Annotated in this window: 22 protein-coding genes and 2 tRNA genes; 4 read left to right on the forward strand and 20 right to left on the reverse strand. The window is 65.4% G+C overall.

Going from position 1 to position 26652, the window contains the following annotated elements:
- Positions 1-232: 232 nt before the first annotated feature.
- From ACZK13_RS14730 to ACZK13_RS14740, 3 genes are read left to right on the forward strand one after another with little or no spacing between them, the layout of a single operon-like run.
- On the forward strand, positions 233-529 hold the full coding sequence (locus ACZK13_RS14730; protein ID WP_005410439.1) for a hypothetical protein: 297 nt from the start codon (positions 233-235) through the stop codon (positions 527-529).
- A complete protein-coding gene (locus ACZK13_RS14735; protein WP_197615948.1) occupies positions 529-792 on the forward strand; it encodes a hypothetical protein in 264 nt (87 codons plus the stop codon). Before ACZK13_RS14730 ends, ACZK13_RS14735 begins: the two co-directional genes overlap by 1 nt.
- A 10-nt stretch (positions 793-802) precedes the next feature.
- Entirely contained in the window at positions 803-2362 is a 1560-nt protein-coding gene (locus ACZK13_RS14740) for a PepSY-associated TM helix domain-containing protein (protein WP_478481863.1), read from the forward strand.
- Positions 2363-2491: 129 nt separating this feature from the next.
- On the opposite strand, the gene ACZK13_RS14745 is transcribed toward ACZK13_RS14740, so the two are convergent.
- Both ACZK13_RS14745 and ACZK13_RS14750 read right to left on the reverse strand, forming a co-directional pair.
- Positions 2492-2884: a VOC family protein gene (locus ACZK13_RS14745; RefSeq protein WP_049423851.1), complete on the reverse strand. Its 393-nt coding sequence runs from the start codon at positions 2882-2884 to the stop codon at positions 2492-2494.
- A 90-nt stretch (positions 2885-2974) separates the two neighbouring features.
- Positions 2975-4165: a glycoside hydrolase family 18 protein gene (locus ACZK13_RS14750; protein WP_478481865.1), complete on the reverse strand. Its 1191-nt coding sequence runs from the start codon at positions 4163-4165 to the stop codon at positions 2975-2977.
- Between the two features lie 222 nt (positions 4166-4387).
- Here ACZK13_RS14750 and ACZK13_RS14755 point away from each other — a divergent pair, with 222 nt between their 5' ends.
- Entirely contained in the window at positions 4388-5374 is a 987-nt protein-coding gene (locus tag ACZK13_RS14755) for a tetratricopeptide repeat protein (protein WP_478481867.1), read from the forward strand.
- A 134-nt stretch (positions 5375-5508) separates the two neighbouring features.
- On the opposite strand, the gene pnp is transcribed toward ACZK13_RS14755, so the two are convergent.
- From pnp to nuoF, 18 genes are all read right to left on the reverse strand, one after another.
- Positions 5509-7617, reverse strand: coding sequence for a polyribonucleotide nucleotidyltransferase (gene pnp / locus ACZK13_RS14760; protein ID WP_032128652.1), 2109 nt, complete (start codon positions 7615-7617; stop codon positions 5509-5511).
- A gap of 151 nt (positions 7618-7768) precedes the next feature.
- Positions 7769-8029 carry a 30S ribosomal protein S15 gene (gene rpsO / locus ACZK13_RS14765; protein ID WP_005410445.1) on the reverse strand — a complete coding sequence of 87 codons (261 nt, stop codon included), beginning with the start codon at positions 8027-8029 and terminating at the stop codon, positions 7769-7771.
- 173 nt (positions 8030-8202) lie between these two features.
- The gene (truB, locus tag ACZK13_RS14770; protein WP_125894340.1) at positions 8203-9111 is read right to left on the reverse strand and encodes a tRNA pseudouridine(55) synthase TruB; all 909 of its coding nucleotides are present in this window, start codon (positions 9109-9111) and stop codon (positions 8203-8205) included.
- 107 nt (positions 9112-9218) lie between these two features.
- A complete protein-coding gene (rbfA, locus tag ACZK13_RS14775; protein WP_005410447.1) occupies positions 9219-9602 on the reverse strand; it encodes a 30S ribosome-binding factor RbfA in 384 nt (127 codons plus the stop codon).
- 158 nt (positions 9603-9760) lie between these two features.
- Entirely contained in the window at positions 9761-12406 is a 2646-nt protein-coding gene (gene infB / locus ACZK13_RS14780; RefSeq protein WP_032128650.1) for a translation initiation factor IF-2, read from the reverse strand.
- Positions 12407-12498: 92 nt separating this feature from the next.
- Positions 12499-14010: a transcription termination factor NusA gene (gene nusA / locus ACZK13_RS14785; RefSeq protein WP_005410449.1), complete on the reverse strand. Its 1512-nt coding sequence runs from the start codon at positions 14008-14010 to the stop codon at positions 12499-12501.
- A 4-nt stretch (positions 14011-14014) separates the two neighbouring features.
- Positions 14015-14605 (reverse strand): ribosome maturation factor RimP, encoded by a 591-nt coding sequence (gene rimP, locus ACZK13_RS14790; protein WP_032128649.1) that lies wholly within the window; start codon positions 14603-14605, stop codon positions 14015-14017.
- A 366-nt stretch (positions 14606-14971) separates the two neighbouring features.
- A tRNA-Met gene (locus ACZK13_RS14795) sits at positions 14972-15048 on the reverse strand.
- Between the two features lie 84 nt (positions 15049-15132).
- Positions 15133-15209 (reverse strand) — tRNA-Met (locus ACZK13_RS14800).
- A gap of 127 nt (positions 15210-15336) precedes the next feature.
- Positions 15337-16797 (reverse strand): NADH-quinone oxidoreductase subunit NuoN, encoded by a 1461-nt coding sequence (nuoN, locus tag ACZK13_RS14805; protein ID WP_125894343.1) that lies wholly within the window; start codon positions 16795-16797, stop codon positions 15337-15339.
- 15 nt (positions 16798-16812) lie between these two features.
- Positions 16813-18321 carry an NADH-quinone oxidoreductase subunit M gene (locus tag ACZK13_RS14810; RefSeq protein WP_032128647.1) on the reverse strand — a complete coding sequence of 503 codons (1509 nt, stop codon included), beginning with the start codon at positions 18319-18321 and terminating at the stop codon, positions 16813-16815.
- A gap of 23 nt (positions 18322-18344) precedes the next feature.
- Positions 18345-20522 (reverse strand): NADH-quinone oxidoreductase subunit L, encoded by a 2178-nt coding sequence (nuoL, locus tag ACZK13_RS14815; RefSeq protein ID WP_285302339.1) that lies wholly within the window; start codon positions 20520-20522, stop codon positions 18345-18347.
- Positions 20523-20529: 7 nt separating this feature from the next.
- On the reverse strand, positions 20530-20835 hold the full coding sequence (gene nuoK, locus ACZK13_RS14820) for an NADH-quinone oxidoreductase subunit NuoK (protein WP_005417921.1): 306 nt from the start codon (positions 20833-20835) through the stop codon (positions 20530-20532).
- Positions 20832-21488 (reverse strand): NADH-quinone oxidoreductase subunit J, encoded by a 657-nt coding sequence (locus ACZK13_RS14825; RefSeq protein WP_478481869.1) that lies wholly within the window; start codon positions 21486-21488, stop codon positions 20832-20834. The genes nuoK and ACZK13_RS14825 overlap by 4 nt, the downstream gene beginning before the upstream one ends.
- A 9-nt stretch (positions 21489-21497) precedes the next feature.
- Positions 21498-21986: an NADH-quinone oxidoreductase subunit NuoI gene (gene nuoI, locus ACZK13_RS14830; protein WP_006381128.1), complete on the reverse strand. Its 489-nt coding sequence runs from the start codon at positions 21984-21986 to the stop codon at positions 21498-21500.
- A 3-nt stretch (positions 21987-21989) separates the two neighbouring features.
- Positions 21990-23084 (reverse strand): NADH-quinone oxidoreductase subunit NuoH, encoded by a 1095-nt coding sequence (nuoH, locus tag ACZK13_RS14835; RefSeq protein ID WP_006381129.1) that lies wholly within the window; start codon positions 23082-23084, stop codon positions 21990-21992.
- Positions 23081-25315: an NADH-quinone oxidoreductase subunit NuoG gene (gene nuoG, locus ACZK13_RS14840; RefSeq protein ID WP_006381130.1), complete on the reverse strand. Its 2235-nt coding sequence runs from the start codon at positions 25313-25315 to the stop codon at positions 23081-23083. The genes nuoH and nuoG overlap by 4 nt, the downstream gene beginning before the upstream one ends.
- On the reverse strand, positions 25312-26652 hold the full coding sequence (gene nuoF / locus ACZK13_RS14845; protein WP_006381131.1) for an NADH-quinone oxidoreductase subunit NuoF: 1341 nt from the start codon (positions 26650-26652) through the stop codon (positions 25312-25314). The genes nuoG and nuoF overlap by 4 nt, the downstream gene beginning before the upstream one ends.

Here is a 26652-nt window from a genome sequence, read left to right on the forward strand (position 1 = left end):
CGCTGATCTTAAACCAGCGCAGGGGAAAGCCCAAGGCCTACCGTACGGTCCGCTGAATGGGTCTCGCTGGCGGCGTGAAATTGCAATGATTACCATGTCGGCGCAGGCCGCCCTGTGCCAGCCTGCCCGCTTTCCCCCAGGACCCCGTGATGCGCCACCCGCTCCGACCGGCTCCCGCCGGCCCCGCCCGTGCCCCGCGTTCGCCGGCCCGCTGCCACGCTGGCCGCCCGCGATGATCACCGTCGGCCTTTCCACGCTCGGCTTCTGCAGCCTGGGCATGCTGGCGGCGATGTTCTCGGCGCTGGCCTTCTATGCCGCCTCGCCACACTGCCGCTGGCCGCGCCTGCGCCGTGCCGGCCGCCTTGGCCGCCAGATCGGCCTGGTCGCCGCTGCCGCCGCGCTGTGGCTGTGGATGGCCGAGCTTGGTTTTGCCGCCGGCCTGGTGGCGATGCTGTGCACCTGGATGCTGGCCGCCATGCTGCTGCCGGCGCTGGCGGCCTGGCACCGCCCCGGCACGGAGTCGCCGTGATGTGGCCGCGCGCCTTCGCCGGCATCGTGGCCGGCTTCCTCCTGGCCGCCGCCGTCACCGGGCTGGTGACCTGGCTGCCGCCCGGCCCGTGGCAACGGGCGCTGGTGCCGACCCTCATCGCCTTCATCCCGCTGTGGATGCTGGCCGCCCTGTGGGCGTTCAGTTTCCGCAGCGCGCTGCGCGCCTGGCTGGTGCTGGCCGGCAGCGCCGCCGCCGGCTTTGCCGTGCTCGGGCTGCTGCGCCTGACCGGCGCGGTGCAATGAGACCTTTCCCATGAAGTTCAGTTCGCAGACGCTGCGCACGTTCACCACCCTGCACACCTGGGTCGGCCTGGTTGCCGGCTTCGGCCTGTTCGTGGCCTTCTACGCGGGTGCGCTGACCCTGTTCCACCACGACCTGCCGCTGTGGCAGACGCCCGGTGCAGCCACCGCACTCCCCGCCGGCCTGGACGACGCGCAGTACCTGCTGGAAGACGTGCTTGCCGCGCATCCGGAAGCGCGCCGCCACGTCGGCATGACTTTCCCCGGCACCGAACACCCGCAGCCACTGGCCTACTGGCAGGCCGATGACGGCAGCTGGCGCTACGCCTGGCCGGGACAGATCGCCGGCAGCACTACGCCGCCACAGACCGGGCTGGCCGAACTGGTCAACGAGCTGCATTACAGCCTCGGACTGCCGGTGGCCGGCATCTACGTGATGGGCATCGTCAGCCTGCTGTATGGCATGGCACTGCTCAGCGGCCTGGTGATCCATCTGCCGAAGCTGCTCGGCGACCTGTTCGCGCTGCGTCCGGGCCGCAACCTGAAGCAGCTGTGGCAGGACGCGCACAACGTGATCGGCGTGCTCAGCCTGCCTTTCCACCTGATGTTCGCGGTGACCGGTGCCCTGCTCTGCCTGGTGTTCGTGCAGATGGCCCTGCTCAACCCGTTGATCTACGACGGCAAGGCGCTGCAGGCGGTGCCGACGGCGATGGACACCGCGCCCGTGCGCGATGCCAGTGGCATTCCGGCACCGCCGGGCAGCCTGCGCGTGCTGCATGCGCGCGCGCTTGAAGTCGCCCGCGCACAGGGCGTGGCCAACTTCGAGCCGGCCTACCTGAAGCTGGCCAATGCCGGCGATGCCAATGCCACCATCGAGATCACCGGCGAATCCACCGGTACGCTCGGCCCGCTTGGCGCGGTGGCGCTGGACGTGGCCACCGGCGACGTTCTGGCCTCGCAGCTGCCGGGCCAGCGCGACGCCAACCACGCCACGCTCAGCGCCGCCTACGCGCTGCACTTCGGCGAATTCGGCAACGGCGTGGTGGTCTGGCTGTACTTCCTGCTCGGCCTTGGCGGTGCGTTCCTGTTCTATTCGGGCAACCTGCTGTGGATCGAGTCGCGGCGCAAACGTCGCCAGCCGCAGCAGCCGCGCGCCGGGGTGAACATGGCGCGGGCGACGGTCGGCGTGTGCATCGGCCTGTGCGTGGCGATCTCGGTCGCGTTCGTCACCGCGCTGGTGCTGGAGCGGCTGGCACCGTCCGCGGTCGACCACGGCATCCGCTGGGCCTGCTTCGGCAGCTGGGCGGCCTGTGCGCTGTGGGCCGCGCTGCGACGCCCGGCGCAGGCGGCACGCGAACTGCTGTGGGCGGCGGCGATCAGCACCGCGCTGGTGCCGATCCTGCATGGCGCGCTCAATGGTGACTGGCTGTGGCGTGCTGCTGCGCGTGGCCACTGGCCGCTGTTCTGGGTCGATGCCATCGCGCTGGCCATGGCCTTCGGCTTCGCCCGCCTGGCTGTGGCCAGCCAACGCCGCGCCCGCAACGGCGACCCCAACAGCGTCTGGGCCAACTGAGCCGTCGCCGGGCATGGCCCGGCGCTACCGACCGTTACGCGCAACGCCCCCTGTAGCGTCGAGCATGCTCGACAGCTGTTGATCTCGCGCCAAGCTCCGTCGAACAAGTTCGACGCTACCCAAGCAGGATCATGCCTCGCCGGGGTAACGACTCACTTCGATCAGGTTGCCATCCGGGTCGCGGAAGTACACCGATTCGATCGGCCCCAGCGCGCCGGTACGTGCGACCGGCCCCTCCTCCACTGCAACGGACTGCGCCTGCAGGTGAGCCAGCACATCGGTCGTCGCCGTGCGCGTGACCAGGCACAGATCGGCGCTGCCCGGCATGGGCCGCAGCGCATGCGGTTGCAGCGGGGCGCTGGCCGGATGCAGGTTGATCTTCTGCTGGCCGAACTGCAGTGCGGTACGGCCCGCGCCGAAGTGCACGACCTGCATGCCGAGCACGCGCTGGTAGAAATCACAGCTGCGGTCGATGTCGGCGACGGTGAGGACCAGATGGTCCAGGCGTTCGAGATGGATCATGCCCGCAGCGTAGCGCTGCGGACGTGGCGGTAGTGTGCGGTGTCGGGCCGATGACGTTGCGGCATTGCGCCGGACATCGCCTGATGCAGCTCAATCGCCGATGCGTGCCTTCTGCCAGGGACCCAGCATGGCGTTGAGCAGGCTCGCCTGTTCGTCGTCGCCGGTCAGCTCCCACATGAAGACGCCGGCCAGGCCCTGCTCACGGGCGAACTGCGCACGCAGGCCGATCGAGCGCGGGTCTTCATAGCTGATGAAAACCTTCTGCTCGGTGTTGTACAGCCACGGGCTCTGCGCCTGTGCTTGCCAGTGCTTCGTCCAGCCCGGCTGGTCGAGATAACGCGCCTTGATCACCCGCCAATCGCCGGCATCGGCCGGTGCGCTGTAGGCCTGATACAGACCGTCCGGTGCATCGCCGGTGAGCTTGAAGCCGCGCCCGTAGAACGGCACACCCAGCACCAGCTTGTGGGCTGGCACCCCGCGCTCGCGGTAGTACTGCACCGCGCCGGCGACGTTGTTCCAGCGCCGCAGTTCCGGCGCCAGCGGATCGGTCGGCACTTCATGCAGGGGCGCATTGAAGGTCGACACCGATGAGAAACCGGTGCCCATGTCGTAGCTCATCAGGTTGATGAAATCGAACACCTTCGCCAGCGCCGGCAGGTCATAGCTTGCGGCTGGATCGTAGGGGCCATCGGTCTGCAGGCGACCGGCGGCCAGTGCGGCGGTCAACAGCATCGGCTGCCCCGCCTTGCGGCCATGCGCATCAAGGGCCACGCGGAACGCCTGCGCGAGCCGGGTCAGATTGGCGCGGTCCTGCGGACGGTGTGCCAGCTCCTTCGGCCCGCCACTGACCGGGAACTCCCAGTCGATGTCCACGCCATCGAAACTGCCAGCATGACGATCGAAGAACAGCGCCATGCATGAGTCGACCAGGCGCTTGCGGCTGGCCTCGGTCAGCGCTGCATCGGAGAATCCACCTGCCCCCCAGCCACCGATCGAAATCAGCGTGCGCAGATGCGGGTGCGCCTTCTTCAGCTCGGCCAGCGCCGCGAAATTCTTCGGCGCTTCCGCGCCGATCGTGCAGCGCCCGTCCTCGATGGTGGAGAACGCGTAGAACAGGTGGGTGAGGCGCTCGGCCGGAATGCTCGACACCGGGTAGCGCTCGGCCGAACCACCGGGGTAGTAGGCACCGAAGATCGGCGGCTGCGCGGGCGCCGCATGCACGGCAATGGGCAAGGCACCGGCAATCAGCACGGCAAGGGCAGCCACGGTCTGGCGGAACATGGGATCTCCCGGTTCGAAGGCGCAGCCACGTTAGCAAACGGATGGGGCTGTGGGACGGTTGTCGTGGCATGTCGTCCAGTGGACAGGTGCATCCCGCCGGATGACGACAACGCGCCAGTCATGCAACGACCCTCATGCACTGCAGCAGGACACACGCCGACGCTGCGTTCGCGGGCTCGCGCATCGGCTAAGGTAGCCGCGGACCTTCAACCGCGCATGGACATGAGCACCGACCACGACAACCTCGACGACGGCGACCTGCTGGACGACGAAACCCTCGACGAATGCCAGGCCCTGGAGGCACGCGCCTACGACGCCTTCCACGAAGGCGACCTGCAGCAGGCGGTGGCGCTGTTCGGCGAGCTGATCGCACTCGCTCCGGAGGTGCCGTACCTGCATTACATGCGCGGATTGGCGCACAAGTATCTGCGCGACTGGGCTGCCTCACTGCAGGACAACCTGCAATCGGAGCAGCTGCGTGGGGAATTCGATGTCGCCACTGCCTGGAATGCCGGCATCGCCGCCACCGGCATGGCGGACTGGGCCGAAGCACGACGCCAGTGGACCCGCTGTGGCATCACCCTGCCCGAAGGCGAGGGCCCGATCGAGGGCCACTTCGGCGTGGCCTGCGTGCGCCTGGCGCCATGGTCCGACGCCGAGGTGGTGTACATGAGCCGCATTGATCCGGTGCGTGCACGCATCGACAACGTACCGCTGCCCGAAAGCGGCTTCCGCTTCGGCGACATCGTGCTGCACGACGGCGCATCAACCGGCCATCGCACCTACGGCGAGCGCCAGGTGCCGGTGTTCAATGCCATGCAGCGCCTGCAGGCATCGGACATGGCGACCTTCACCGTGTTCGTGCAGTGCGATTCGGCCGATGACATCGCTGCGCTGGAGGCAATCACCCTGCCCGGCATCGGCATGGTCGAGGACTGGACGGCTACCGTGCGCCGGCTGTGCCACCGCTGCAGCTACGGCACGCCGCACCAGCATGGTGACGAGGCGCCAGATGAAGACCAATGGAGACGCGAACGTGACCTCGGCGTGGCCGCACAGGGCCGGGCTGCGGTGGAAAAGCTCATGGCGGTGTGGGTCGCTGCAGCCCCCGGCCGGGTGCTGGAGGCCATCGAACAGCGCGAGCACCCGATGAGCGACCCGGAGCCAGGCCAGGTCTGGTGGCTGGGGGAGGACGAAGAAGACGCGTAAGTGCAAGGACCAACGGTCCTCATCCACAGGATTCCAGGCAAAGAAAAAGCGGGCCGAAGCCCGCTTTTTCATTTCAGCGATTCCAGGAGCGTGTCAACCAAGGTTGACACCTACCGTAATCGACCGGAGGTCGATTACTCGGCGCTGACGGCGTCGCCTTCTTCAACGGCCTTCATCGACAGGCGGATACGGCCCTGCTTGTCGACTTCCAGCACCTTGACCTTGACCACATCGCCTTCCTTCAGCACGTCGCCGACCTTCTCGACGCGATCGCTGGAGATCTGCGACACGTGGACCAGACCGTCCTTGCCCGGCAGGATCGTGACGAACGCACCGAAGTCCATGATCTTGGCGACCTTGCCTTCGTAGATGCGGCCCGGCTCGACGTCCGAGGTGATCTGCTCGATGCGGGCCTTGGCGGCCTGGGCAGCGATGGCATTGACCGAAGCGATGACGATGGTGCCGTCGTCCTGGATGTCGATCTGGGTGCCGGTTTCCTTGGTGATGGCCTGGATGGTCGAGCCACCCTTGCCGATCACTTCGCGGATCTTGTCCGGGTGGATCTTGATGGTCAGCAGGCGCGGCGCGTAGTCCGACAGCTCTTCACGCGGAGCGGTCAGGCCGTGGGCCATTTCGCCCAGGATGTGCAGACGGCCAGCCTTGGCCTGCTGCAGGGCCTGCTTCATGATCTCTTCGGTGATGCCTTCGATCTTGATGTCCATCTGCAGGGCGGAGATGCCCTCAGCGGTACCGGCCACCTTGAAGTCCATGTCGCCCAGGTGATCTTCGTCACCCAGGATGTCGGACAGGACGACGAAACGCTCGCCTTCCTTGACCAGGCCCATGGCGATACCGGCAACCGGCGCCTTCACCGGCACGCCGGCGTCCATCAGGGCCAGCGACGAACCGCAGACCGATGCCATCGACGAGGAACCGTTCGACTCGGTGATTTCCGAGACGACGCGGATGGTGTACGGGAAGGCTTCCAGCGACGGCATGACAGCCAGCACGCCGCGCTTGGCCAGGCGACCGTGGCCGATTTCGCGGCGCTTCGGGCCCATCATGCGGCCGCACTCACCCACCGAGAACGGAGGGAAGTTGTAGTGGAACAGGAAGTTTTCCTTGTACTCACCGGCGACGGCATCGATGACCTGGCCATCACGGGCGGTGCCCAGGGTGATGGTCACGATGGCCTGGGTTTCGCCGCGGGTGAACAGCGAGGAACCGTGGGTACGCGGCAGCACGCCGGTCTTCACGGCGATCGGGCGGACGGTGTCCAGCGCACGGCCGTCGATGCGGACCTTGGTGTCCAGCACCGAGTCACGCATGGTGCGGTATTCCAGCTCGCCGAATTCCTTCGACAGCTCGGCCGGGTTCCAGCCTTCGGCGGCCACGCGGCCAGCCAGGGTTTCGACCACGTCCTTCTTGATCGCCGAGATGGCGTCACGGCGCTGCAGTTTGTCACGCACCTGGAAGGCTTCGCCCAGGCGCGGGCCGATGGCTTCCTTCAGGGCGGAGATCAGCGCGTCGTTCTTGGCCGGGGCTTCCCAGGTCGACGGCTTGGTGCCGGCTTCGACGGTCAGCTCGTTGATCGCGTTGATGACCTTCTGCATTTCGCGGTGACCGAAGGTCACGGCGCCCAGCATCACTTCTTCGGACAGCAGCGCGGCTTCGGATTCGACCATCAGCACGGCGTTGGAGGTACCGGCGACAACCAGTTCCAGCTGCGAGTCGGCCAGTTCGCTGACGGTCGGATTCAGGATGTACTCGCCGTTCTTGTAACCGACCTTGGCAGCGCCGATCGGACCCATGAACGGGGTGCCGGCCAGGGCCAGGGCAGCCGAGGCGCCGATCAGGGCCGGGATGTCACCGTCCACGTCCGGGTTCAGCGACATGACCGTGGCGATGATCTGCACTTCGTTCTTGTAGTCTTCCGGGAACAGCGGACGGATCGGACGGTCGATCAGACGCGAGATCAGGGTTTCCTTCTCGGTCGCACGGCCTTCACGCTTGAAGAAACCACCCGGGATACGGCCGCCGGCGTAGAACTTTTCCTGATAATCGACGGTCAGCGGGAAGAAGTCCTGGCCTTCGCGCGCGCTCTTGGCGGCGACGGCGGTGACCAGCAGTACGGTGTCGTCCATCTTGACGATGACGGCACCGCTGGCCTGACGGGCGACTTCGCCGGTCTCGAGCGTGACGGTGTGCTTGCCGTACTGGAAGGTTTTGGTGATTTTTGCCACGGAGGGTGTCCTTGGGGATGCTGTCTGCGAATTTGGACCGTCGGCGACCCTTGCCGCCAGCGGGTGGCCGGATCGTTCCGGCCTGAATCGGGGATTGCGGTGCTACAAAACAAAACCGCGGCGCATCGCTGCGCCGCGGGGGATTCGTTGCTTAGCGACGCAGGCCAAGCTTCTCGATCAGGGCCTTGTAACGCTCGACGTCCTTCTTCTTCAGGTAGTCGAGCAGGCTGCGACGGCGGTTGACCATCTGCAGCAGGCCGCGGCGGCTGTGGTGGTCCTTCTTGTGGGTCTTGAAGTGGCCGGTCAGCAGTTCGATGCGGGCGGTCAGCAGTGCAACCTGGACTTCCGGGGAGCCGGTGTCAGCCGAGCTGCGCTTGTTGTCTTCAATGACCTTCTGGGTGTCGATCGACATTTCTTTTTTCTCTGTGATGCGTGGCCGGCAGGAACGCGCTTCGCGCACCGCCAGGCTCGCCGTGGACTACGAGGATGAAACCTGCGCGAAGCAGGTTGCCGGAAAACGGCCGCGAAATTGTAACGGTCGGGGGCTTCCGGGACAAGGACCGGGGCTGAACCGCCCGGCCCAGGTCAGAGGTTGAAACGACGCTGCGGAGCCAGCAAGCCACTGTCATCGACCTGGCCCAGGCCCTGGACAGCATCGTCCGGGCCAAACACGGCCACCAGGCCATGCGGCCAGGACAGGTCGCGCTGGCGCTGGCCGACGCAGAAACGGTGGGCCTGGTCGGCATCGAGGTCGACCCGCGGGTATTCAGCCAGGCCGGCCGCCAGCGGCAGCAGCAGCGCGTCCATCCCGGCCTCGTCACCGGCCTCGACCATCGCCCGCAGCTGGTCCAGGGTGACCATCGCCGGTTCATGGAACGGCTCGACCCAGAGCCGGCGCAACGCGCTGATGTGGGCACCGCAGCCCAGCGCCTCGCCCAGGTCGCGGGCCAGGCTGCGGATGTAGGTGCCGGAGCCGCAGGTCACGCGCAGCCGCAACCGCTCGGGCTGCTGCTCCATCACCTCGATGGCGTGCACCTGCACCTCGCGCACCGGCGCTTCGATGACGTCACCGCGGCGGGCCTTCACATACAGCGGCTCCCCACCCTGCTTCAGTGCCGAATAGATCGGAGCACGCTGGCGGATGCTGCCGGTCAGCGGCGCCAGCGCCGCCTGCAGGGCCTCGGCACTGATCGAAGGCACCGGGCGCTGCAGCAGCACCTGGCCTTCGGAATCGTCAGTGTCGGTGGTCTGGCCCAGCATGATCTCGGCGTCGTAGGCCTTGGCCGAGCCGAGCAGCAGACCGGCAATCTTGGTCGCCTCGCCGAAGCACAGCGGCAACAGGCCGGTGGCCAGCGGATCGAGGCTGCCGGTATGGCCACCCTTTTCGGCACGGAACAGGCGACGGGCCACCTGCAGGGCGGCGTTGGAGCTCATGCCGGTCGACTTGTCGAGCAGCAGGATGCCATCCAGGCGGCGGAACTGAATTCGGGTCATGACAGGATTTTGTAGAGTCGAGCCATGCTCGACTGCTGCAGCGCGGTCTGCATCAGACATCGCGCAGCCGGAATGCAACGACGCCGGGCATGCCCGGCGTCGCGCGGTTATTCTTCGTCGCTCTCGCGACGCTTCTCGGCGGCCAACGTATCAGGCAGGTCGCGCAGGATGTTGTCGATGTGCTCACCACGGTCGACCGAGTCGTCGTAGTGGAAATGCAGCTCCGGCACGTGGCGCAGCTTCATCGCTCGGGCCAGGTCCATGCGCAGGCGATAGCCCAGCTCCTTCAGGCCGGCCACGGCTTCAGCCGAACGTTCCGGCATCAGCGCAGTGACGAATACCTTGGCATGGGCCATGTCGCGGGTGATTTCCACGTCGGACACGCTCACCGAGGGCAACCCGTGCTCGCGCACGGCGTTGTGCACCAGGGTGCCGAGTTCACGGCGCAGCTGGGCGGAGACACGGTCGGTTCGATGGAAAGTCTTGGGCACGAGGAGCTCTTGGTTCAGTTGTCGCCCGGCCAACGGTCGGGCACTACTCTTGATTCAATGGTCGCCCGACCAACGGTCGGGCGCTACTACATGGTACCCGACCGTTGGTCGGGTTCTACATCATGGTAGGGCCCGACCGTTGGTCGGGCCACATCACATTACAGGGTGCGCGGCACTTCGATACGCTCGAAGCACTCGATCTGGTCACCCGGCTTGACGTCGTTGTAGGCCTTCACCGCGATACCGCATTCGGTACCGTTGCGGACTTCCTCGACGTTCTCCTTGAAGCGACGCAGCGATTCCAGCTCGCCCTCGAAGATCACCACGCTGTCGCGCAGCACGCGGATCGGCTTGTTGCGCTTGACCACGCCCTCGATGACCATCGAGCCGGCCACGGCGCCCAGCTTGGAGCTGCGGAAGACGTCGCGGACCTCGGCGATACCGATGATCTCTTCGCGGATCTCCACGCCCAGCAGACCGGAAGCCACCTGCTTCACCTGATCGATCACGTCATAGATGATCGAGAAGTAACGCAGATCGACGCCGTTGGATTCGATGATGCGACGGGCCGAAGCGTCCGCACGCACATTGAAGCCGATGACGGTGGCCTTCGAAGCGGCCGCCGAGTTGGCGTCCGATTCGGTGATGCCGCCCACGCCGGAGTGGATCACGTTGATGCGGATGTCTTCGTTGGACAGCGCGACCAGTGCCTGGCTCAGGGCCTGCACCGAACCCTGCACGTCGGCCTTGATGACCAGGTTGAGGACCTGCTGGCCCTCGCCCTTGCCCAGGGTCGCCATGATGTCTTCCATGCGGCTGCCGGCGGTGGCGACCAGGCGCGATTCACGGCGCTTGGTCTCACGCTGCTGGGCAACGTCCTTGGCCAGGCGCTCGTCCTCGACGACCACGAAGTCATCACCCGCTTCCGGCACGCCGGACAGGCCCAGGACCTGCACCGGGATGGACGGGCCGGCGAACTCCGGCTGCTTGCCGGTTTCGTCGAACAGCGCACGCACGCGGCCGTACTGGATGCCGCACACCAGGTAGTCGCCCTTCTTCAGGCGGCCCTGCTGCACCAGCACGGTGGCGACCGGGCCACGGCCCTTGTCCAGCGACGATTCGATCACCACGCCCGAAGCGCGGCCTTCGTCGACGGCCTTCAGTTCCAGCAGTTCGGCCTGGATCGAGATGGCGTCCAGCAGGTCGTCGATGCCCAGGCCGGTCTTGGCCGAGATCTCCACCATCTGGGTGTCACCACCGAAGTCTTCGGCCACGACCTGCTCGGACAGCAGTTCGTTCTTGACCCGCATCGGGTCGGCGTCGGACTTGTCGATCTTGTTGATCGCCACGATCAGCGGCACACCCGCCGAACGGGCGTGCTGGATCGCTTCCTTGGTCTGCGGCATGACGCCGTCATCGGCGGCCACGACCAGCACCACGATGTCGGTCAGCTTGGCGCCGCGCGCACGCATCGAGGTGAATGCCGCGTGGCCCGGGGTATCCAGGAAGCTGATCACGCCCTTCGGCGTATCCACGTGGTAGGCACCGATGTGCTGGGTGATGCCGCCGGCTTCGCCGGTGGCGACCTTGGTGCGGCGGATGTAATCCAGCAGCGAGGTCTTGCCGTGGTCGACGTGGCCCATGATGGTGACCACCGGCGGACGCTGGGTGGCTTCGCCCTGGTTTTCACCGGTCGAGGCCAGCAGTGCGTCTTCGGCGTCGTTGTCGTTGGCACGGATCGCCTTGTGGCCGAGTTCTTCGGTCACCAGCGCGGCGGTGTCATGGTCGATGGACTGGGTGATGGTGGCCATCACGCCCATCTTGAACAGCGCCTTGACCACCTCACCGCCCTTCAGCGCGAGCTTCTGCGCCAGGTCGGCCACGGTGATCGTGTCGCCGATCGCCACTTCACGCACCACCGGCGCGGTCGGACGCTCGAAGGCGTGCGGACCTGCATTGTTGCCACCGCGCGACATGTCGCGACGGCCACCGGCCTGGTTACGCCCGCCCGGACGACCACGGGTGTTGCTGTTGTTGCTGTTGCCACGACGCGCGCGGTCGGCAGCCGACAGGTGCATCTGGCCGGCGAAACGGTCGCCCGGGCCACGCTCGTTGCGCGGCGCACTGCGGTTGTTGCGGTCGTCGTTGCGCGGCGGCGGCGGAGCGCTGCGCGGCGCAGCCGGAGCGGCGGCCGGAGCACGCGGCGGGCGCGGCGCGGTTTCATCGATCGGAGCGCGCTTGGGCTTGCTGGCCGCCAGCGCCTCGGCAGCCTTGGCGGCGGCCGCAGCTTCCTCGGCGGCCTTCTTCTCGGCCTCTGCGCGTTCCTTGGCCGCAACCTCTTCCTCACGGGCACGGACGATGGCTTCGTCGCGCAGACGATCCTTCTCGGCCAGGGCCTGCTGTTCGGCAAGGTTGCGCGCACGCGACTCTTCCAGCTTGCGCAGGATGTCGGCGCGCTCTTCGTCCGGGGTCATGGCGCGAGCACCATCCTTGACGTAGGTACGCTTCTGGCGCACCTCGACATTCACGGTCGTCTTGCTGCGACCGGAACTGACCGTCACTTCCTGCTGTTTCCGGCGGTTGAGCGTGATCTTCTTTGCAGACTGATCAGTTTCTTCCGGGGCCTGCTCGGGCTTGCCGTGCGAACGACGAAGGAAGCCCAGGAGCTTCACCTTCTCGGTGCTGGTCACGACCTGGTCGGGACCGCTGAACTTCATGCCGGCACCGGCCAGCTGTTCCAGCAGTTTTTCGACCGGCGTGTTGACCAGTTCGGCAAGCTTGCGGATGGTGGTTTGCTGCGACATTCGGATCCTATGATCTTGTGGGCGCCCCCCCGCATCTGGAGGTGGCGCGGATTCTACGCCCTGAGCGGCTCAGGGCCCTGTTCATTGCCGGCTCATTCGCCGCGTTCCAGTCGGGCGATCTCCTCGGCACGTGCGGCCAGGATCAGCGCAGCGGCGCGCGCCTGATCCAGCCCTTCGATGCCGAAGTCCATGACCTCGTCGGCAGCCAGGTCGGACAGGTCCTCACTGGTACGCACGCCGTGGCCGGCCAGCGCATACGCGGTGGCTTCGTCCATGCCCTTCAGGGACAGCAGGTCCTGCGCCGGCTGGCCGTCTTCAAGGCCTTCCTCGACTGCCAGGGCCTCATTGAGCAGCGCATCGCGGGCACGAGCGCGCAGCTCTTCGACGATGTCTTCGTCGAAACCTTCCACGGCCAGCAGTTCGCCGACCGGGACATATGCGATTTCCTCGACGGTGCCGAAGCCTTCGCTGACCAGGATGCCGGCGATTTCCTCGTCCACTTCCAGCTTGTCCATGAACAGCTGGCGGGCCGAAGCCTGCTCGGCCTCCGACTTGGCGGTGACCTGGTCCTGGGTCATCACGTTGAGCTGCCAGCCGGTCAGGCGGCTGGCCAGGCGCACGTTCTGGCCGCCCTTGCCGATCGCCTGGGCCAGGCGGTCTTCAGCGACAGCCAGGTCCATCGAGTGCTTGTCTTCATCGACGATGATCGACTGCACTTCAGCCGGCGCCATCGCGTTGATGACGAAGTTGGCCGGGTTGTCGTTCCACAGCACGATGTCCACGCGCTCGCCATTGAGCTCGTTGGACACGGCCTGCACGCGCGAACCGCGCATGCCGATGCAGGCACCGATCGGATCGGTGCGCTGGTCGTGGGCGAGCACGGCGATCTTGGCGCGGTCGCCCGGATCGCGGGCGCAGGCCTTGATTTCCACCAGGCCCTGGCCGACTTCCGGCACTTCCAGCTTGAACAGCTCGATCATGAATTCCGGGGCGGCGCGGCTGATGAACAGCTGCGGGCCACGCGGTTCCGAACGGACTTCGGCCAGGTAGCCGCGCACGCGGTCACCGGCGCGCAGCACGTCGCGCGGAATGCCCTTGTCCTTCGGGATGAAGCCTTCGGCGTTGCCACCGAGGTCGACATAGATGTTGCCGCGCTCGGCGCGCTTGACCACGCCGGTGATCAGCTCACCCACGCGATCCTTCCATGCATCCACGACCTGCTGGCGCTCGGCTTCGCGCACGCGCTGGACGATGACCTGCTTGGCGGCCTGGGCAGCAATGCGGCCGAAGTCCGGGTTCTCGATCTGCTCTTCGATGTAGTCGCCGACGTCCACGCCTTCGGCTTCATCGACGGCGTCCATCAGGCGGATCTGGCGGTCCGGCGATTCCATGACCACGTCATCGGCCACCACTTCCCAGCGACGGAAGGTTTCGTAGCTGCCATCCTTGTGGTCGATGACCACGCGGGTCAGCACTTCCTCGTCGGGATAGCGCTTCTTCGCTGCCGAGGCCAGGGCGGCCTCGATGGCATCGAAGATCACTTCACGCGGCACGCCCTTCTCGTTGGCGACCGCGTCGACTACCAGCAACAGTTCCTTGCTCATTGGCTCACTCCGCGCGCGGCTTCTTTGCCGCCGGCTCGTTGGAAGAAGAATTCGTGTTCGGCTTCGGACGCTTCGGTGCCGGACCGGTCGGCTTGCTCGGGGCCAGCCCCAGCGCCACCCAGTCGGGCATGATCCGTGCCTTGTCGATGTTGTCGGCCGACACGACCACTTCGGCCTTGTCGACGATGAAGGTGATGGCACCTGCGGTCTCGTCGATGGCTTCGATGCGGCCCTGCAGGCGGCGACGGTTGTCCTGCGGCAGCTTCAGCGTGACCTTGGCCATTTCGCCGAGGTGACGGCCGAACTGCTCCAGGTTGAACAGCGGACGATCGACGCCCGGCGAAGACACTTCCAGCGTGTAGTTGCCGCTGATCGGGTCTTCGACGTCCATCTGTGCCGACACTTCGCGGCTGACCCGCTCGCAGTCGTCGACATTGATGATGCGCTCGGGCTGTTCAGCCAGCGGCACGTCGATGTAAAGGCGCAGGGTCGCACCGCCGGGGGCCGGCAGATACTCAACGCCCAGCAGCTCCAGGCCCAGCGACACAACGGTCGGGGCGAGCAGATTCGCGATGTCGGTTGCCTTGTCGCTCACAGCCTGCCTTGATCTCTTGGTTGGGTGCCGGCCTTGGCCGACATGGAAACATGACGCCCCGGAAACGACAAAGGGCCCGCTGGGCCCCTTTTCCGGAAAGACTCCGGTGACTGGATTCCGGTTGCAACCTGCAATGCCTGCCGGTTGCGGCCCTCCTTCCGGGTCCGGACTCCCGCTGGGAGGCCGCCTTCAGGGGTATTGCTAGGCCGCTGATGATAGCGACTGCACCGCGCTGGTGCAAGGTGCGGACCCGGGGTCAGATCCCTTTCCCACGGGAAAAGGGATCTGACCCCAATCACGCAAAAACGACGCAGACCCCAAAGAAAAACGCCCTCGAAGCAGGACTTCGAAGGCGATCTCTTTACTTGGTAGCGGGGGCAGGATTTGAACCTGCGACCTTCGGGTTATGAGCCCGACGAGCTGCCAGACTGCTCCACCCCGCATCAGAAGCGGAATTATGAGGCATAACTTCAAAACCTGCAAGCTTTTCCTCATTCATCGAACTGGTTGGCGCCGATTCGATGTGTTGGTAGCGGGGGCAGGATTTGAACCTGCGACCTTCGGGTTATGAGCCCGACGAGCTGCCAGACTGCTCCACCCCGCACCGGAAGTGTTTGAACTGCTGCCCTGCTCTTTCGAGGAGGGCTACCGCAACGATGTTCTGGCTGAACCGCTGCAGTGACAACTCAGGCTGCGCATATTACACGAATCGCGCAGCTTTGTGTCAACTTTTATGCAAGATGCGCAAATGCCTGCTGGCACCAGACCATGATCGGGTTCCATGCCAGGCCCAGCGCCAGCAGCGCCAGCGCGTTCACGCCCAGGACCAGGCCCAGCACGCGGTCGTTGCTGCGCGGCATGGCCTCGCCCACCGGCTCATCGAAGTACATGACCTTGATGACGCGCAGGTAGTAGAAGCAGCCGACCACGGCACACAGCACGCCGAGAATGGCCAGCCACAGCAGGCCACCGTTGACGGCCGCGCCCAGCACCGCCAGCTTGGTCCAGAAGCCCAGGAACGGCGGGATGCCAGCCAGCGACGCCATGATGCACAGCACCAGGCCGGCCATCCACGGGTTGCGGGCATTGAGGCCCTTGAAGTCTTCGATGTTCTCGGCTTCGAAGCCGGCACGCGACAGCGCGATGATCGCGCCGAAGGCGGCGGTCGACATGATGGCGTAGGCCAGTGCGTAGAACAGTGCTGCGGCATAGCCCTGCGAGCCGCCACCGGCAATGCCCATCAGCAGGAAGCCGATGTGCGAGACGGTGGAGAACGCCAGCATGCGCTTGAGGTTGCTCTGCGCGATGGCCATCAGGTTGCCGATGACCAGCGAGACTGCGGCCAGGCCGGCGATCAGCAGCTGCAGTTCGGTCGACAGCGGGCCCACGCCCATTTCCAGCAGGCGGTAGGCCATGCCGAACGCGGCCAGCTTCGGTGCCGAGCTGATGAACAGTGCGATCGGTGCCGGGGCACCCTGGTACACGTCCGGCAGCCACATGTGGAACGGCGCGGCACCCAGCTTGAAGGCGACGCCGGCGATCATGAACACAGCACCGGTGATCAGCAGCACGCGCTCTTCCGAGTGCGGGATCGCTTCACGGATGACGTCCAGGTGCAGGCTGCCGGTGGCGCCGTAGATCAGCGACATGCCGTACAGCAGCAGGCCCGAGGCCAGCGAGCCCAGCACGATGTACTTCATCGCCGCTTCCGAGGCCAGGCCGTTCTCACGGTTGCTGGCAACCAGCGCGTAGGAGCACAGCGCCAGCAGTTCCAGGCCCAGGTAGACCATCAGCAGGCTGCCGGCCGACACCAGGATCATCATGCCGGCGGTGCCGAACAGGATCAGCACCGGGATCTCGCCCTGGAACAGGTTGCGGTCACGCAGGTAGCGCCAGCCATAGACCAGGGTCAGGCCGCTGAGCAGAACGATCCCGGTCTTCATCACGTCCGCGGCGGTATCGCGCACGAACATGCCATGGAAGACCTCCCCCTGCCCGCCCACGCCGGTGGCCAGCATGAACAGCACCACGGCCAGCGCAGCGAGCGAGAACAGGTGGGTGACGAGCTTGTTCCGGTTGCTGACGAACAGGTCGAGGATCATCAGGGCGAAGGCGCTGCCGATCAGCACCAGCTCGGGAGCGAGCGGTGGCAGGTCAGCGGCGGTCAATGGCAGCAGCGGCGAGGTGGTCATCATCAAATCCTGGAATTACAGCAGCTTGCTGGATGCGATCTGCATCGCCAGCTTCGCGATCGAGGGCTCCATCAGGTCGGTCAGCGGCTTGGGGTAGATACCCAGGGCCAGCACGCCGATGGCGAACACGCCCAGCACCAGCCATTCGCGGCCGTTGATGTCCTTCAGTTCGGCGACATGGCTGTTGGCCACTTCGCCGAAGAAGATGCGCTTGTACAGCCAAAGGGTGTAGGCGGCGCCGATGATCAGGGTGGTGGCCGCGCCCAGCGCGATCCACGGATTACGCTGGAAGGCCGCGAGGATGACCATGAACTCGCCGACGAAACCGCTGGTGCCCGGCAGGCCTGCGTTGGCCATGAAGAACAGCATGGCAAAGGTGGCAAACCAGGGCATCACGTTGACCACGCCGCCGTAATCGGCGATGCGGCGGCTGTGCATGCGGTCGTACAGCACGCCGACGCTGGAGAACATCGCGCCGGACACGAAGCCGTGCGAGATCATCTGCACCATCGCGCCCTGCAGGCCCAGGCGGGCGGCATCGGCGTTGCCGGCTTCACGCACCAACCACAGGGCGATGAAGGTACCCAGGGTGACAAAGCCCATGTGCGCGATCGACGAATAGGCGATCAGCTTCTTCATGTCGTCCTGCACCAGCGCGACCAGGCCGACGTAGATCACCGCGATCAGCGACAGCGCGATCACCAGCCAGGCCCATTCCTGCGACGCGTCCGGGACGATCGGCAGGTTGAAGCGCAGGAAGCCGTAGCCACCGATCTTCAGGGCGATGGCGGCCAGGATCACCGAACCGGCGGTCGGCGCTTCCACGTGGGCATCCGGCAGCCAGGTGTGGACCGGGAACATCGGCACCTTGACCGCGAAGGCGATCAGGAAGGCGAAGAAGATCCAGGTCTGTTCCTTGGCCGACAGCGGCAGCGCGTACAGGTCGGCCAGCTGGAAGCTGCCGCCCTTCATGTACAGGTAGATCAGCGCCACCAGCATCAGCACCGAGCCGAGGAAGGTGTACAGGAAGAACTTCAGCGCGGCGTAGATGCGACGCGGGCCACCCCAGACACCGATGATCAGGAACATCGGGATCAGCATCGCCTCGAAGAACACGTAGAACAGCATCGCGTCCGTGGCCGAGAAGATACCGACCGTGACGCCTTCCAGGATCAGGAAGGCGGCCACGTACTGGTTGACGCGCTTGTCGATGGCGCTCCAGGCGCCGATCAGGGCAAGCACGCTGACCAGGGTGGTCAGCAGGATCAGCGCCACGGCGATGCCGTCCACGCCCAGGTTGTAGCCGATCTTGTACGCCGGGATCCAGGCATGGGTCTCGACGAACTGCAGACCGTCGATGCCCGCGTTGTAGCCGCTCAGCAGCGAGAGGCTCGCCACGAACGTCAGCACCGCTACGCCCAGCGACGCCCAGCGGGCGGTCTGCGCATCACGGATCGCAAGGATCAGGGCGCCACCGATGATCGGCAGCCAGATGAGGACACTGAGTAGAGGCCAGTTCGACACGTCTTCTTATTCCGTACAGGTCATCAACGCAGGTAATGCATCAGCACGCCCAGAAGGGCAATCAGGCCGATGATCATCGCGAAGGCGTAGTGATAGAGGAAACCGGATTGGGTACGACGCAGCACGCCGGCTGCGACGTCCACAACACGTGCCGAAAGATTGACCACGCCGTCGACGATGTTGCTGTCGATCCAGCGTGCGACCTTGCCCAGCTTGACGCTGCCACCGGCAAAGCCATCGATCCACAGCTTGTCGAAGCCGTACTTGTTTTCCAGCACCGACACCAGCGGAGCGAAGGTCTTGCGCGCCTTGCCCGACAGGTCCGGCTTCCACAGGTAGAACAGCGCAGCCAGCAGGAAGCCCGCCAGGGTCAGCCAGAACGGCGGCAGCATCATGCCGTGCAGCGCGAACGCCACCGGCCCGTGGAACTCTTCGCCCAGGAAGGCAACGGTGTTCTTGGCCGGATCGTAGAAATCGACGATGCCGGTGAAGAACGTGTTGACCTGGCCCTTGATTGCGTCGTGTGCATGGTGGCCGGCCCAGTCGGTGCCGTGCAGCATCGGACCGATGCTGAAGAAACCGATGGCGATCGACGGGATGGCCAGCAGGATCAGCGGCAGGGTCACCACCCACGGGGTTTCGTGCGGCTCATGCGGACCGTGGCCATGGCCGTGGTCGTCATGGTGCGCGTCCCCATGATGGGCATCAGCATGGTGCGCATCTGCGGCGTGGTGATCGTCATGGGCATGGCCGTGATCATCATGCGCGTCGCGGAAGCGCTCCTTGCCGTGGAAGGTCAGGAACAGCAGGCGGAAGCTGTAGAAGCTGGTCACCAGCACGCCACCCAGCACTGCCCAGTAGCCATAGGTGGCCACCCAGCTGTTCTGCATGTGGGCGTGGATCTCGGCCGCCTCGATGATGGTGTCCTTCGAGTAGAAGCCGGAGAAGAACGGCGTACCGACCAGGGCCAGGGTACCGATCCACATGGTGACGAAGGTGATCGGCATGTACTTGCGCAGGCCGCCCATCTTGCGCATGTCCTGCTCGTGGTGCATCGCGATGATGACCGAGCCGGCACCCAGGAACAGCAGCGCCTTGAAGAAGGCATGGGTCATCAGGTGGAACACGGCGGCCGAGTAGGCGGACACGCCCAAGGCCACGGTCATGTAGCCCAGCTGCGACAGCGTGGAGTACGCGACGACGCGCTTGATGTCGTTCTGCACGATGCCGATCAGGCCGGTGAAGAACGCGGTGGTGGCACCGATGAACAGGATGAAGTTCAGCGCGGTCTGCGACAGCTCGAACAGCGGCGACATGCGGGTGACCATGAAGATACCGGCGGTCACCATCGTCGCGGCGTGGATCAGTGCCGAGATCGGGGTCGGGCCTTCCATCGAGTCCGGCAGCCACACGTGCAGCGGGACCTGGGCCGACTTGCCCATGGCACCGATGAACAGGCAGATGCAGATGACGGTGGCGATCGACCAGATCACCGGCTCGTTCAGCAGCTGCATGCCGAACATGGTGCCGTCCCAGATCTGCAGCTGGGCGCGCGGGTCAGCCAGCATGCCGGCCTGCGAGAACACCTGCGAGTAGTCCAGGGTGCCGAACACCCACAGCACGCCGGCGATACCGAGCAGGAAGCCGAAGTCACCAACGCGATTGACCAGGAACGCCTTCATGTTGGCGAAGATCGCAGTCGGGCGCTTGAACCAGAAGCCGATCAGCAGGTACGACACCAGGCCCACCGCTTCCCAGCCGAAGAACAGCTGCAGGAAGTTGTTGCTCATCACCAGGGTGAGCATCGAGAAGGTGAACAGCGAGATGTAGCTGAAGAACCGCTGGTAGCCCGGATCGTCCTGCATGTAGCCGATCGTGTAGATGTGGACCAGCAGCGACACGAAGGTCACCACCACCATCATCATCGCGGTCAGCTTGTCGACCATGAAACCGACGTGGGCCGAGTACTGGCCGACTTCGAAGAACGTGTAGATGTTCTGGTTGAACGGCTGCGCACCGCCCCACAGCAACTGGTAGAGCGTGTACATCGACAGGCCGCAGGCAACCGCGACGCCGAGGATGGTGATGGTCTGCGCGCCGAAGCGCTTGACCTGGCGACCGAACAGGCCGGCGATGATGCTGCCGAACAGCGGTGCAAGCACCACTGCGATCAACAGACTCTTGGAGAGAGTGATTTCCATCTGTGGATCAGCCCTTCAACGAATCGACTTCGCCGACATTGATCGTGCGGCGGGTACGGAACAGGGTCACCAGGATCGCCAGGCCGATGGCGGCTTCCGCGGCGGCGACGGTCAGGATGAAGAACACGAACAGCTGGCCGGACGGATCGCCCAGCTGACGCGAGAAGCCGACGAAGTTGATGTTCACCGACAGCAGCATCAGTTCGATCGACATCAGCAGGACGATGACGTTCTTCCGGTTGAGGAAGATGCCGGCCAGGCTGATGGCGAACAGCACCGCGCCCAGCGCAAGGATGTGGCCAAGGGTAATCACGGCTGGGTCTCCTCGCCGGCGGCCGGCTTGCTGTTGCTGTGCACGACCGGCGCTTCGGCGCCCATCTTGACCATGCGCAGGCGCTGGCCGGCCTTGACCATGGTCTGCTCACCCGGGTTCTGGCTCTTCACGCCGGTACGGCGGCGCAAGGTCAGCATCACGGCGGCAACCACGGCCACGGTCAGGATGACGGCGGCGAACTCGAACGGCAGCAGGTACTCGGTGAACAGCGTACGCGCCAGCCAAGTGACGTTGGAGCTGTCGGCAGCGACCGCAGCGGCGTTGTCGGCCGGGAACGGGTTGACCGCCCTGCCCTTCACGCCGATCAGGATCAGCATCTGCACCAGCATCGCCACGGCAACAATGAGACCGACCGGCAGGTAGCGGACCCAGCCCTCACGCAGCTTGGTGGGGTCGATGTCGAGCATCATCACCACGAACAGGAGCAGCACCATCACCGCGCCGACGTAGACCAGCACCAGCGCCACGCCGAGGAACTCGGCGCCGACCAGCAGCCACACGCAGGCAATGGAGAAGAAGGTCAGCACCAGGCAGAGCACGGCGTGAACCGGGTTGCGCACGCTGATCACCGCACCGGCCGAAACCGTTGCCGCGATGGCGAACACCCAGAAAGCGATATTTACCCAATCCATCTCTCGACCTCAGCGGTAAGCGGCATCGGCGGCGCGACGCTCGGCGATCTCGGACTCGAGACGGTCGCCCAGGGCCAGCAGCTGCGGCTTGGTAACGATGTTTTCGCCACGATTCTCGAAGTGATACTCGAGGATGTGGGTTTCGACGATCGAGTCCACCGGGCAGCTTTCTTCGCAGAAGCCGCAGAAGATGCACTTGAACAGATCGATGTCATAGCGCGTGGTACGGCGGGTGCCGTCTTCGCGCTTGGCCGAGTCGATGGTGATGGCCAATGCAGGGCACACCGCTTCGCACAGCTTGCAGGCGATGCAGCGCTCTTCACCGTTGGGGTAACGGCGCAGGGCGTGCAGGCCACGGAAGCGCGGCGACTGCGGGAACTTCTCCATCGGGTACATCATCGTGTACTTGGGCTTGAAGCTGTACTTCAGCGTCAGCCAAAGGCCGCCAAGCAGTTCGAGCAGCAGCAGGCTCTTGAAGTAATGGGTAATCCTGTTCATCACTTAGACGCCCTTTTGAATCACGCCGAAGAACACCATGACGGCGGTAACCGCGATCCACAGAATGGCCAGCGGGATGAAGACCTTCCAGCCCAGGCGCATGATCTGGTCATAGCGGAAGCGCGGGAAGCTGGCACGGAACCAGATGTAGGCACTGGCGAAGAAGAACACCTTGACGAACAGCCACGGTGCACCGCCCTTCCAGATCCAGTCGACCAGCGGCGAGACGTCGCCGAAGTTGACCCAGCCCTGGATGGGGCTCAGCCAGCCGCCGAGGAAGAAGATCGAGATCAGGAAGCTGATCAGGATCATGTTGGCGTATTCGGCCAGGAAGAACAGCGCGAACGCACCGCCCGAGTACTCGACCATGTGGCCAGCGACGATTTCCGATTCACCTTCCACCACGTCGAACGGCGCGCGGTTGGTTTCGGCAACGCCCGACACCCAGTAGATGACGAACAGCGGGAACAGCGGCAGCAGGAACCAGTCGAAGAAACCGGAATTGCCGGCCTGCGCCATCACGATGTTGCTCAGGTTCAGGCTGCCCGACGCGATCATCACGCCGACCAGGGCGAAGCCCATGGCGATTTCGTAGCTGATCATCTGCGCCGAGGCGCGCATCGCACCCAGGAACGCATACTTCGAGTTGGATGCCCAACCGGCCAGGATGATGCCGTAGATGCCCAGCGAGGTCATCGCCAGCAGGTACAGCAGGCCGGCGTTGGCGTTGGACAGCACGATCTGCGAATCGAAGGGGACCACCGACCAGGCCGCGAAGGCCGGAGCCAGGGTGATCAGCGGGGCCAGCAGGTAGATCGCCTTGTTGGCGCTGCTCGGCTGGACCACTTCCTTGAACAGCAGCTTGAAGACGTCGGCGAAGGCCTGGAAGATGCCCATGCCCACGTACATCGGGCCGTGGCGGACGTGCATCCAGCCGATCAGCTTGCGTTCCCAGACCACGTAGAAGGCCACCGAGATGATCACCGGCACGGTGATCACCAGGATCTTCAGGATGATCCAGATCAGCGCGCCGATGTCACCAAGGCCAAGCAGCCACTGGTGCAGCGGATCGACCGCGTTCAACAGCAATTCGTTCATGCAGCCACCACCGTTACGCGAGCGGCACCCAGCGGCGCGGTCGCGCCGTGGCCCGATTCAATCCAGACCGAACCCGCAGCGACGCGGGCGTCGATCACCACCGGCAGGGTGGCCTTGCCGGCATCGGTGCCGACCTTGGCCATCTGCCCTTCCTGCAGCTGCAGGCGAGCGGCATCTTCAGCGTTCAGCACGATGCGCGGGGCGTTGTTGAGCGGATGCGACTGCAGCGCCGGGGCGCGACGGACCACCGCATCGGTGCGGTAGATCGCGGCGGTCGAAGCCACTTCCAGGCCTTCGCCGGCAACCACCGGCTGTGCCGAGGCGGCAACGGCGACCGACACCGGGGCCAGGCTGGCGCGCAGGCCGGCCAGGTCGGTGAAGTCGAAACCGGCTACCGCCAGCTCACCGCCCAGGGCGCGCAGCACGCGCCAGCCCTCACGGGCCTCGCCCGGCAGCTTGCCGCCGGCACGCGCCGACTGCTCGCGACCATCGAGGTTGGTCAGGGTGGCGTCGATTTCCGGCAGCGCACCGATCGGCAGGATCACGTCGGCAACGTCGCGGGTGGAGACGCAGGCGAACTGGCTGAAGGCCACCACCTTGGCGCCGACCAGCGCCTTGCGCGCGGCGGGGGCGTCGGCGAAGTCCAGACCCGGCTCCAGGCCGTACACCACGTAGGCCTGGCGCGGCTGCGCCAGCATTGCGGCGACGTCCTTGCCGGCCGGCAGCACGCCTGCGCGGGTCAGGCCAACGGCGTTGGCACCCTGCGGGATGCGGCACAGCTTGGCACCGGTGGCGGCGGCGAAGTCACGCGCGGCGGCGCGGATCGCGGCAGCCTGCGGGTGGTTTTCGGCGATGCCACCGACGATCAGCACGGTGTTGTTGCCGCCCTGCACCGCCGAACGCAGCTCGGCGTTGGCCAGCGCGTCGACGAACTTTGACGGCGCGACGATCTGCTTGCCGGCGATGCTGAAGGCGAAGTCGAAGTCCACCGGGTTGACGACGTGGATCTTCGCGCCGTTGGTGGTCTGCGCCTTGCGCAGGCGGGCGTGCAGCAGCGGCAGTTCGTGGCGGATGTTGCTGCCCAGAACGACGATGCGGTCGGCGCCTTCGATCTCGGCGAGCGGCAGGCCGAACACTTCGGCGGTTGCGGCGTCGGAGAAATCCCGGTTGTTGATGCGGTGGTCGATGTTGCTCGAGCCCAGGCCCTTGGCCAGGCGGGCCAGCAGCGCGCCTTCCTCGTTCGAGGTGGACGGGTGCACCAGCACGCCCAGGTTGTCGCCCTGGTTGGCCTTGAGGATCTCGGCGGCCGCAGCCAGGCCTTCGGCCCAGCTCACTTCCTTCCACTCGCCATTGACCTTGCGCAGCGGCTTGACCGCACGGTCTTCGCTGTACAGGCCCTGGTGCGAGTAGCGGTCACGGTCGGACAGCCAGCACTCGTTCACCGCTTCGTTGTCGCGCGGCACGGTGCGCAGCACTTCGCCGCGACGCACGTGCAGGAACAGGTTCGAACCCATCGCGTCGTGGTAACCCAGCGATTCGCGCGCGGTCAGTTCCCACGGGCGGGCGCGGAACTGGAACACCTTGTTGGTCAGCGCGCCGACCGGGCAGACGTCGACGACGTTGCCGGACAGCTCGGTGGTCAGCGGCTTGCCGTCGAAGGTACCGATCTGCAGGTTCTCACCGCGGTACATGCCACCCAGCTCGTAGGTACCGGCAACGTCGGCGGTGAAGCGGACGCAGCGGGTGCACTGGATGCAGCGGGTCATCTCGGTGGCGACCAGCGGGCCCATGTCCTCGTCCGGCACCACGCGCTTGCGCTCGTTGAAGCGGCTGACCGAACGGCCATAGCCCAGCGACACGTCCTGCAGCTCGCACTCGCCGCCCTGATCGCAGATCGGGCAGTCCAGCGGGTGGTTGATGAGCAGGAACTCCATCACCGAGCGCTGGAACTTCAGTGCCTTCTCGCTGCGGGTGGCGACCTTCATGCCATCCATCACCGGGGTGGCACAGGCCGGCGCCGGCTTCGGCGACTTTTCCACGTCCACCAGGCACATGCGGCAGTTGGCGGCGATCGGCAGCTTCTCGTGGTAGCAGAAGCGCGGAATCGAAATGCCGGCCTTGTCGGCCGCCTGGATGATCATCGAACCCTTGGGCACGACCAGCGACTTGCCATCGATTTCGATGGTCACGTGATCCGGTGGCACGTTCGGGTTTACGGGTTGCGCGCTCATGCGGCGGCTGCCTCCACCTTCTTGCCGTCAACCATCGAATGACCGTTGACAATGTAGTACTCGAATTCGTCCCAGAACTGGCGCAGGAAGCCCTGGATGGGCCATGCAGCCGCTTCACCGAACGCACAGATGGTGTGGCCTTCGATCTGGCCGGCCACCGCCTTCAGCTGGTGCAGGTCTTCCATCGTGGCCTTGCCGGCGACGATGCGCTCCAGCACGCGGTGCATCCAGCCGGTGCCTTCACGGCACGGGGTGCACTGGCCGCACGATTCCTTGTGGAAGAACTGGCTGATGCGGCAGGCGAACTTGACGCAGCAGACGCTGTCGTCGAGCACCACGATCGCACCCGAACCCAGGCCGGAGCCCAGCGCACGGATGGTGTCGTAGTCCATCGGCAGATCCTGCAGCTCGGCCGCGGTCAGTACCGGCATCGACACGCCGCCCGGGATCGCGCCCTTGAGGGTGCGGCCCGGACGCAGGCCACCGGCCATTTCCAGCAGGTCGTGGAACTTGGTGCCCAGCGGCACTTCGAAGTTGCCACCGTTCTGCACGCAGCCGGACACCGAGAAGCACTTCGGACCGCCGTTGGCGGTCAGGCTCAGGCCCTTGAACCACTCCGGACCGTTGCGGATGATCGCCGGCACCGAACCATAGGTTTCGGTGTTGTTGATCGTCGACGGCTTGCCGTACAGGCCGAAGTTGGCCGGGAACGGCGGCTTGTAGCGCGGCTGGCCCTTCTTGCCTTCCAGCGATTCCATCAGCGCGGTTTCTTCGCCGCAGATGTACGCGCCGGCGCCCAGCGCACCGTAGATATCGATGTCCACGCCCGAGCCCATCACGTTCTTGCCCAGCCAGCCATTTGCATAGGCGTCGGCCAGGGCCTGCTCGAAGTGCTCGAACGGCTCGTGGTGGAACTCACCGCGCAGGTAGTTGTAACCCACGGTCGAACCGGTGGCGTAGCAGGCGATCGCCATGCCTTCCACCACCGAATGCGGGTTGTAGCGCAGGATGTCGCGATCCTTGCAGGTGCCCGGCTCGGATTCGTCCGAGTTGCAGAGGATGTACTTCTGCATGTTGCCCTTGGGCATGAAGGACCACTTCAGGCCGGTCGGGAAGCCTGCGCCACCGCGGCCGCGCAGGCCCGAGGCCTTGACCATCTCGATGACCTGCTCCGGCGGGATCTTCTCTTCGAGGATCTTGCGCAGGGCGGCGTAGCCACCGGTCTTCAGGTAGCTTTCGTACGACCACGGGGTGTCGTAATGCAGGGTGGTGTAGACCACCTGGTGCGGCAGCGGCGCGGGGCCGACCGGACCCTTGGATTCGTGGTGATGTGCCAT

It is taken from the genome of Stenotrophomonas sp. 99219_Sma (assembly GCF_056480785.1).

Excerpts from the sequence above, each read along its gene's own strand:
- ACZK13_RS14730 (WP_005410439.1), top strand. The coding sequence starts at position 233 with ATGATCACCGTCGGCCTTTCCACGCTCGGCTTCTGCAGCCTGGGCATG.
- ACZK13_RS14735 (WP_197615948.1), top strand. The coding sequence starts at position 529 with ATGTGGCCGCGCGCCTTCGCCGGCATCGTGGCCGGCTTCCTCCTGGCC.
- ACZK13_RS14740 (WP_478481863.1), top strand. The coding sequence starts at position 803 with ATGAAGTTCAGTTCGCAGACGCTGCGCACGTTCACCACCCTGCACACC.
- ACZK13_RS14745 (WP_049423851.1), bottom strand. The coding sequence starts at position 2,884 with ATGATCCATCTCGAACGCCTGGACCATCTGGTCCTCACCGTCGCCGAC.
- ACZK13_RS14750 (WP_478481865.1), bottom strand. The coding sequence starts at position 4,165 with ATGTTCCGCCAGACCGTGGCTGCCCTTGCCGTGCTGATTGCCGGTGCC.
- ACZK13_RS14755 (WP_478481867.1), top strand. The coding sequence starts at position 4,388 with ATGAGCACCGACCACGACAACCTCGACGACGGCGACCTGCTGGACGAC.
- rpsO (WP_005410445.1), bottom strand. The coding sequence starts at position 8,029 with ATGTCGATCGACACCCAGAAGGTCATTGAAGACAACAAGCGCAGCTCG.
- truB (WP_125894340.1), bottom strand. The coding sequence starts at position 9,111 with ATGACCCGAATTCAGTTCCGCCGCCTGGATGGCATCCTGCTGCTCGAC.
- infB (WP_032128650.1), bottom strand. The coding sequence starts at position 12,406 with ATGTCGCAGCAAACCACCATCCGCAAGCTTGCCGAACTGGTCAACACG.
- nusA (WP_005410449.1), bottom strand. The coding sequence starts at position 14,010 with ATGAGCAAGGAACTGTTGCTGGTAGTCGACGCGGTCGCCAACGAGAAG.
- nuoN (WP_125894343.1), bottom strand. The coding sequence starts at position 16,797 with ATGACCACCTCGCCGCTGCTGCCATTGACCGCCGCTGACCTGCCACCG.
- nuoL (WP_285302339.1), bottom strand. The coding sequence starts at position 20,522 with ATGGAAATCACTCTCTCCAAGAGTCTGTTGATCGCAGTGGTGCTTGCA.
- ACZK13_RS14825 (WP_478481869.1), bottom strand. The coding sequence starts at position 21,488 with ATGGATTGGGTAAATATCGCTTTCTGGGTGTTCGCCATCGCGGCAACG.
- nuoI (WP_006381128.1), bottom strand. The coding sequence starts at position 21,986 with ATGAACAGGATTACCCATTACTTCAAGAGCCTGCTGCTGCTCGAACTG.
- nuoH (WP_006381129.1), bottom strand. The coding sequence starts at position 23,084 with ATGAACGAATTGCTGTTGAACGCGGTCGATCCGCTGCACCAGTGGCTG.
- nuoG (WP_006381130.1), bottom strand. The coding sequence starts at position 25,315 with ATGAGCGCGCAACCCGTAAACCCGAACGTGCCACCGGATCACGTGACC.
- nuoF (WP_006381131.1), bottom strand. The coding sequence starts at position 26,652 with ATGGCACATCACCACGAATCCAAGGGTCCGGTCGGCCCCGCGCCGCTG.